This is a genomic window from Neobacillus sp. GCM10023253 (assembly GCF_042653105.1).
Taxonomy (GTDB): domain Bacteria; phylum Bacillota; class Bacilli; order Bacillales; family Cytobacillaceae; genus Neobacillus; species Neobacillus citreus.
Map to the genome: position 1 here is coordinate 74,173 of NZ_JBHSHV010000016.1, position 7,697 is coordinate 81,869.

9 protein-coding genes and 1 riboswitch are annotated in these 7,697 nt (G+C 43.8%); of the genes, 6 read left to right on the top strand and 3 right to left on the bottom strand.

Annotated features, from left to right (window positions below; all coding sequences use genetic code 11):
• The first annotated feature begins 76 nt into the window (after positions 1-76).
• From ACFPA1_RS20345 to ACFPA1_RS20365, 5 genes are all read left to right on the top strand, one after another.
• Positions 77-934, top strand: a complete 858-nt coding sequence (locus ACFPA1_RS20345) for a carbon-nitrogen hydrolase family protein (protein ID WP_213146688.1) — start codon at positions 77-79, stop codon at positions 932-934.
• An 18-nt stretch (positions 935-952) separates the two neighbouring features.
• Positions 953-1,615 (top strand): GNAT family N-acetyltransferase, encoded by a 663-nt coding sequence (locus tag ACFPA1_RS20350; RefSeq protein WP_378585041.1) that lies wholly within the window; start codon positions 953-955, stop codon positions 1,613-1,615.
• A gap of 22 nt (positions 1,616-1,637) precedes the next feature.
• Positions 1,638-2,309, top strand: coding sequence for a GNAT family N-acetyltransferase (locus ACFPA1_RS20355; RefSeq protein WP_378585042.1), 672 nt, complete (start codon positions 1,638-1,640; stop codon positions 2,307-2,309).
• 76 nt (positions 2,310-2,385) lie between these two features.
• Positions 2,386-2,497, top strand: a riboswitch (SAM riboswitch).
• Between the two features lie 66 nt (positions 2,498-2,563).
• Positions 2,564-3,799: a homoserine dehydrogenase gene (locus tag ACFPA1_RS20360; protein ID WP_378585044.1), complete on the top strand. Its 1,236-nt coding sequence runs from the start codon at positions 2,564-2,566 to the stop codon at positions 3,797-3,799.
• Between the two features lie 491 nt (positions 3,800-4,290).
• Entirely contained in the window at positions 4,291-4,785 is a 495-nt protein-coding gene (locus tag ACFPA1_RS20365; protein WP_378585051.1) for a DoxX family protein, read from the top strand.
• Positions 4,786-4,934: 149 nt separating this feature from the next.
• On the opposite strand, the gene ACFPA1_RS20370 is transcribed toward ACFPA1_RS20365, so the two are convergent.
• The 3 genes from ACFPA1_RS20370 to ACFPA1_RS20380 form a co-directional block, all read right to left on the bottom strand.
• The gene (locus tag ACFPA1_RS20370; protein ID WP_213118038.1) at positions 4,935-5,117 is read right to left on the bottom strand and encodes a YfhD family protein; all 183 of its coding nucleotides are present in this window, start codon (positions 5,115-5,117) and stop codon (positions 4,935-4,937) included.
• A 114-nt stretch (positions 5,118-5,231) separates the two neighbouring features.
• Positions 5,232-5,360, bottom strand: coding sequence for a YfhE family protein (locus ACFPA1_RS20375; RefSeq protein WP_213118037.1), 129 nt, complete (start codon positions 5,358-5,360; stop codon positions 5,232-5,234).
• Positions 5,361-5,455: 95 nt separating this feature from the next.
• Positions 5,456-6,355 carry a TIGR01777 family oxidoreductase gene (locus ACFPA1_RS20380; protein WP_378585046.1) on the bottom strand — a complete coding sequence of 300 codons (900 nt, stop codon included), beginning with the start codon at positions 6,353-6,355 and terminating at the stop codon, positions 5,456-5,458.
• Positions 6,356-6,432: 77 nt separating this feature from the next.
• On the opposite strand from ACFPA1_RS20380, the gene recX reads away from it, so the two are divergent.
• Positions 6,433-7,260: a recombination regulator RecX gene (gene recX, locus ACFPA1_RS20385; protein WP_378585048.1), complete on the top strand. Its 828-nt coding sequence runs from the start codon at positions 6,433-6,435 to the stop codon at positions 7,258-7,260.
• The last annotated feature ends 437 nt before the right edge of the window (positions 7,261-7,697 follow it).

Sequence of the window (7,697 nt, forward strand, 5' to 3'; positions counted from 1 at the left end):
CATTTGTATAAAGTGCTAGATTATAAGATAATTCAATATGGAATCTATCTTCCAATAACTTACCTGGAGGCGAAAAATGAAACTTAGAGTATCTGTTGTTCAGTACCATCTTCACACAATCAACTCATTTGCGGAATTTGCCGCTCAATGTGAGCATTATATAAAAACCGCCGAAGAATTCGGGGCTGAATTTGTCCTTTTTCCTGAATTCTTTACTACGCAACTACTTTCCATTGGAAATGGCCAGGGACAAAGCCTGACCATCAATGACCTGCCTAGCTTTACTAACCAATACCGTGAACTATTTATCAAATTTGCAAAAGAAACCAACATGCACATCATCGCGGGGACCCATGTCCTTGAAAAGGATGGCAAGCTTTACAATACTGCTCATTTATTTTACCCAGACGGCCGCGTCGGCGAGCAGGCTAAACTGCATATCACACCAACCGAGGTTAACGAATGGAATATGGCAGCAGGGGACTCGTTTCAAATTTTTGAAACAGAAAAAGGAAAAATTGCTCTGTTAACCTGCTATGATATTGAATTCCCGGAAATCGTCCGGATGGCGAAGGCGAAGGGCGCCGATGTTATTTTCTGTCCATCCTGCACGGACGATCGTCACGGCTTCCACCGCGTCCGTTACACGAGCCATGCCCGAGCGATTGAAAATCAGGTATATGTAGTATTAACCGGAACGGTTGGCGCGCTGCCGACGGTTGATTTCATGCGGGCAAACTTTGGCCAGGCCGTCATTATCACTCCAAACGACATTCCGTTCCCGCCAAAAGGGCTTTTAGTAGAAGGGGAAATCAACAACGACATGGTCGTAACAGCCGATCTTGACCTGGAACTGCTATACGAAGTTCGCGAGCGTGGTTCTGTGACCACCTGGCGCGACCGCCGCACTGATTTATATACAGATTGGAATTAAAACGAGGGAGGCCTTTTCATGTATCGCAGTGAATTTTACGTTTATGATCAGGACCGGCCGCTGCCGGTTTGTATACGTAATTACACAATGGAGGACTTTGATCAGCTTATCGAAATCCAGTCCGAATGCTTCCCGCCTCCTTTTCCATCCGAGCTTTGGTGGAATGAAGAACAATTAACGAATCATGTGACACTGTTTCCGGAAGGGGCATTATGCGTTGAAATCAATGGAGAATTGGCGGGCTCCCTGACCGGAGTTTGTGTCGAGTTGGACCCGTCTAGTCACAGCCATACATGGGAAGAAGTGACCGACCACGGCTATATCCGCAACCATAATCCGAACGGCAACACCCTCTACATTGTCGATATCAGCGTCCGTCCGAAGTACCGTAAGCTGGGACTCGGAAAATTAATGATGCATGCCATGTATCATGTGGTCATTGAAAAAGGGTATGACCGTCTTCTTGGCGGCGGGCGGATGCCGGGCTATCATAAAGTGGCTGAAAAAATGACGCCGGAAGAGTATCTCGACGCTGTCATAAAGGGCGAGCTGAAGGATCCTGTCATCAGCTTTCTCCTTCGCTGCGGACGTGTGCCAATCGGTGTCGCCAGAAACTATTTAGAGGATGAAGAATCCCTTAACAATGCGGCATTAATGGAATGGAAGAACCCGTTTAAATAATTTATAAGGGGAATCAGAACCAATGGAATTTAAACGCATTACCAATATCGAAGACCCCAATTTTAAAAAGCTTCACGATTTAATGGGACAGATTTTTCCACCGGAAGAGGTCCTAGATTATGAATTGTGGAAAGAACCGTTAGAAGACCCAAGTATCCGCGTGTTCGTTGCCGTCGATCAGGACCAGGTCGTCGGTGCGACTGAGTACCGCTATTATCCTGACTGGAATATTGCGATGACCGACTTCACGATCATCAGCAAACCAGGTCTCTCGCTTGGCCGATTTTTAGCTGAAAATCGTCTAAAAGACTTAAAACAGCTTGCTGCCCAAAACGGTACGGAGCTGTTCGGAATGTTTGCCGAAATCTATGACCCATACCGTGTAGAGCACCACGAATTTGGCGGTGTGAAGGTCATGTACCCGTACGTGCGCCGTGAGGTTCTGTCACATTTAGGCTATAAGCGTCTTGACCTTGCCTATGTTCACCCGTCTTGGGAAAACAATGGGGAAGCTGTGTCCGGGCTGGATCTATGCTTCATGCCGATTAAGGAAGAAATCGCCGAAATACCGGCATCACTTGTCAAAGACTTTCTAACTACCTATTATTCTGTGCTTTCCAATAAACCACAGGAATGGCTGGACATGGTTGAGAAATTAGCAGCAAAAGAAACGGTCGCCCTTTTGCCACTTTAATATTGACAACTCTTGAAAATTCAGATAATATACTTTTTATATATCTTTGGAAATTTAATGAAAAATCAAATAAATACTCTTATCCAGAGCGGCGGAGGGACTAGGCCCGATGAAGCCCGGCAACCTTCAAGGTATTCCTTGAAAAGGTGCTAATTCCTGCAGGTTATTTGTAGCCTGATAGATAAGAGGAGGAATAGAGCCCTCTTCTTATGAAGAGGGTTTTTATTTTTCAAAAAAATAAAGGGGTGGCAGACATGTCTGTAATTAATGTGGCAATTCTCGGGTTCGGTACGGTGGGTGAAGGGGTTTATCGGACCATTCAATCACATAGCAATGAGCTGGCGGCAGAATTAGGGAAGGAAGTAGAGGTTGCTGCCGTCCTTGTTAGAAATAAGCAAAAGCCGCGGGATATTAGCGGGAATGTTCTGCTGACAACGGATTTCGAAGAAATTCTGCAATTGCCGAAGCTTGATGTCGTGATTGAATGCATCGTGGATAAAGACCCGACTTTTACCTACTTGAAAAAAGCAATCCAACGGGGCTGCCACATCATTACAGCGAATAAGGAGATGTTTGCCCACCACGGGAATGAGCTTGTCGAGTTGGCAGAACAGCATCAGGTGTCGGTTGGTTTTGAGGCGACAGTGGCTGGAGGGATTCCGGTCATTCAAACGCTCGGTCAGCTTTTAAAAATTAATCGTGTCCAGCGGATCCTGGGAATCCTCAATGGAACGTCCAATTTCATCTTGACCGAAATGAGGGAAAAACGGCAGTCATTTGCCGAAAGCTTGCTGCGGGCGCAGGAAAATGGCTATGCCGAGGCGGATCCGACCAATGACGTGGAAGGCTATGATGCTTTTTATAAAACAATGATCTTAAGCAGGCTGGCATTTGGAGAAGAGCCTGACTGGCGTGATGTTGAACGGGTTGGGATTACGTCTATTACGAGTGAATTGATTGAAGCAGCGCAAAACTTAGGGTTACGGTTTAAACATATTGCGAGCATCTGGAAGTCGGGCACCCGCATCCAGGCATCGGTGAAGCCGGTTCTGGTCGGCTCTGAGCACCCTTTTTACCATGTTGAGGGAGTGGAGAATGCGGTAAATGTAAAATCTGATATCGTTGGTGAAATCACCCTTCAAGGACCGGGCGCAGGCATGTACCCAACGGCTAGTGCCATAATCGAGGATTTGGTCCACGTATGTCAAAGCCACGTGCCGAAGTCTAATTATTTGAAAACCTCAGGGGAGGACATTGAGTTGAAAAATGAACACCAGAGGGAGTACTGGCTGGTCCAGGGTCTGGTCCAAAAATATGGCAGTCCCGCGATTACCCTGGTGGATGAAATCTCTGAGGGAATCTTTGTCCTAAAGGGTTCCAAAAAGGATATCGAGCAGCTTGCGCAAAGGCAACCATCGGTTCAATATTTTTCGATTCTGGGTAATGAAGAATTCCTCGTGAGGGGTATTGAGGAAGCGAAGGCATTATAGGGTTGGATTGAGGGGCATCTTTTATGTGATGCTCCTTTTGTTTTGAATGGACATTCATTTATCCAGTGTTTTTTCCACATCTAAAGTCCTGTATTTATAGGTAGTCCACAATGTTATGCACATTATCCACAATTTTGAAAGCGGTTATCCACCGTTAGTTATTAACAGAAAAGCTGATTGTAAAAATCAGGTTTTATAAGGGGGGAGCTGATGTTGTCTACATTATAAACATTGTTCACAAAAGAGGAGGGGGAACTTGCTGTATTGCGTTCACAATCTCTTCATATATCTAACATTAATATGTTAAGAAACTGTGAAAGCCGTTGTTTTTTCAATAGCAGGAGAGTATATTAAAAGTGTAAAGAAGATAGTGAAGCAATTCACAAAGACTTCCTTACAAGACACAGCTAGCTGATCAATCCCTTTCATAAGGGAATAACTTAAAGTTAAATTTGTGAAACATTTCACAAAAAACTATGGAGATGATTATGATGAGATGGTACAAAACTCCTTACGCAGCGGTTGTTTGGACAGTATTACGTGTTTGGCTTGGATTACAATGGATAGAAGCAGGTTATAATAAGTTAACTGGTGGTTTCGATGCTACAGGGTTCCTAAAAGGAGCAATGGCGGCAGCAACTGGCGAACACCCTGCGGTTCAAGCATGGTATGCAGATTTCTTACAGCAATTCGCTATGCCTAACGTGGGAATTTTTAATACATTAATACCTTGGGGAGAAATGTTAGTCGGTCTTGGTTTAATCGTTGGTTTAGCCACAATCCCAGCCTTGATTGCCGGTGCATTTATGAACTTGAACTTTATGCTGGCAGGCACGACAAGCACGAACCCAATTCTTTATACAGCCGCGATGATTCTGTTATTCGCAGGTGCAGGAGCTTACTACTTCGGTCTTGACCGATATGCAGTTCCTTTTATCAAAGGCTATTTCAAAAAAGCTCATGTAAATGAGGTAAAAACGCAATAAGGCAGCACCAATTAATAATCGTTAACTCCCCCTTTAAATACATTAAAGAAGCAGGAATCCTGCTTCTTCTTTTTTTAGCTAAAAGTATAAATTCAACTACGCCTCATGAACCGTCCTCTCGGACTCGCCAATCGGCTAGTTTTCATTTATTATTTGCGATTTCTGACGCGCTGATTTGCCGCATTTGCGCGCGCCATTGCTTCTAAGTCAGCTCCATCAGCCATTTCCTTGGAGAATTCTACATCTTGTCCATCTGATTTCATATTTTTCGGTACTTGAGGAAGTGAGGCTTTGTTTTTGTCACGACTCTTATGTCCATGTGAACGGCCCATTAAAAAAACCCCTTTCATTTTATCGCTAGTGGAGCAAAAGGCCTGCTCCCTTTACTAGCATTTGCAAATGGCAAGGGGTCCATTAATGGAAAAATTATATAAAGTTTTTAGTTGTTATCTTTTACGTTTCGTGTAGCCGCCGGCCCGGTCCGCCATTTTAAACTCATGGCCGTACGCGACCTCCTGCATACTTGTTAAATTAGTTCTTTCCCGATCTTTATTGCGCTTCTTATTTTCTGACATCATGCTCATTCCTTTCAACTATTTGAATTAGGTAAAAATGGTACATAATGTACACTTCACCATTTTTGCCTTATCGATGAGGAAAGATACTGTCTTTAGGAAAATATATTTTTCAGCGCAGGTTTTAAATCTGGATATTGGAAGGTGTAGCCGGATTCCAAGAGTTTGGCTGGCAGCACTTTTTGACCATCGATCACCAGTGTGCTCATTTCCCCTAATAGAGTTTTTAAGGCAAAGCTAGGCACTGGAAGCCAGTTCGGCCGCTTGAGAACTTCGCTTAGCACTTTGCCGAATTCATTCATGGTGACAGGATTTGGGGCTGTAAAGTTAACCGGACCTTGAATTTTTTCATTTTCGATGATAAAGAGTATAGCCTTAACAACATCGTCAATATGAATCCAGGACATCCACTGCTTTCCTATGCCGATAGGCCCGCCAATAAACGATTTATAAGGGAGTGCGATTTTTGGCAGGGCACCTTCTGCTTTATCAAGGACGATGCCAAATCTGCAAAAAACAGTCCGAATCCCGATTTCTGTGGCCTTTGCGGCTTCGTTTTCCCATTCCATGACTGTACATGACAGGAAGTCATTGCTGCTGCCTTTGTTTTCTTCTGAAAAAGTCTTCTTGAATGAGGTCCCGTAATATCCGACCGCACTGGCGTTGATAAATGCTTTTGGCCTTGGGTTTAATTCGTTCATGATTTTTAGAAGCTCATGGACGGCTTCGAGCCGGCTGTTCAAGATTGTTTGCTTTCTTTGTTCGGTCCAGCGGCCGCTGTTTATGGATTCACCGGCGAGGTTGATGATGATATCTGTTCCTGCCAGGGACGGGGCAGGGTTTGAGTTTGCTTGCAGCCATTGGACATATTGAACGCTGGGGCCATCCTGATTTGAGTTTCGCGTTAAAACAATGACCTGATGGCCGTTTTTGGTTAATTCATGTACAAGTGCTTTACCAACAAAGCCTGTTCCGCCTGCAATCGCTATTTTCATTTTTTCCGCCCTCCTTATTACCTTTATTTTATTATATTTTTTGACCAATATGGTAAATTAGAGTGGGGGTGACCGTGATGGCTATAATTACAAAAATCACCACGCAGCAAAAAAATACAGACCGTTTTAATATTTTTATGGATTACGGCAAAGGTGAACAGTTTGCCTTTAGTGTTGACAGTGATGTTCTGATCAAATTTGGCTTAAAAAAAGGGATGGAAGTAGATGAATTTTCTCTTTTGGAAATTCAATATCAAGACGACATTCGAAAAGCCTACAATTTAGCAGTTCATTACCTGGCAAGGCGAATAAGGTCGGAGAAAGAAATCCGGGACTATCTTGTTGAAAAAGAAATGGAAGAGCCAGTTGTAAATGAGGTGATTCATAAGCTGACAGCTCAGAAATACATAAATGACAGGGAATTTGCCTTCGCCTATGTGCGGACACAGGCAAATACTACGGATAAAGGCCCTGATGTGGTCAAGCAGGAACTGAAACAAAAGGGGATTAGCGAGGTAATTTTGGTTGAGGCGCTAAAGGAATTTCCGCGAGAACAGCAAATCGAAAAGGCCGTGAAGCTCTGCGAGAAGTTTTTCAAAAAGGGATCTAAGGATTCGCTGCGAATTCAAAAACAAAAGTTGGAACAAATGCTGCTTCGCAAAGGGTATTCGTTTGAGGTTATTCAGATTGCGCTTGAGGATGCGGGTACGATGAGAGCTGATGCTGCTGTTGACGATGATGGCAATGGTGGTAGCGAGCTTGAAGCAATCCGTTATCAAGGGGAAAAGGCCGTTCGGAAATACTCGCAATATAGCGGTTTTGAATTCGAGCAAAAAATGAAACAGGCACTTTATCGGAAAGGCTTTTCCATGGAGTTGATTGAAAAGTACTTGTCTGAGCTGTAAAAGACAATATGCTATCTCTTTGGAAGCAAAATATCTATTAAGAGGCTTTTAAAAGACAAAACCGGTGCGGCTATGAGTGGAAATGTCCATAGAGGGGCATGTAAAGGACAAAACGGGTACGGCTATGAGTGGAAATGTCCAATAGAGGGCTTCTAAAGGACAAAACCGGTGCGGCTATGAGTGGAAATGTCCAATAGAGGGCTTCTAAAGGACAAAACCGGTGTGGCTATGAGTGGAAATGTCCAATAGGAGGCACGTAAAGGACAAATCGGGTACGACTATGAGTGGAAATGTCCAATAGAGGGGCATGTAAAGGACAAATCGGGTACGGGTATGAGTGGAAATGTCCAATAGTGAGGTTAGTCTAAAAAGTGGACACGTAAAAATGAGATTTAGATTATAATACAATCATCATTTAAAAGGACGTGTTCACATGG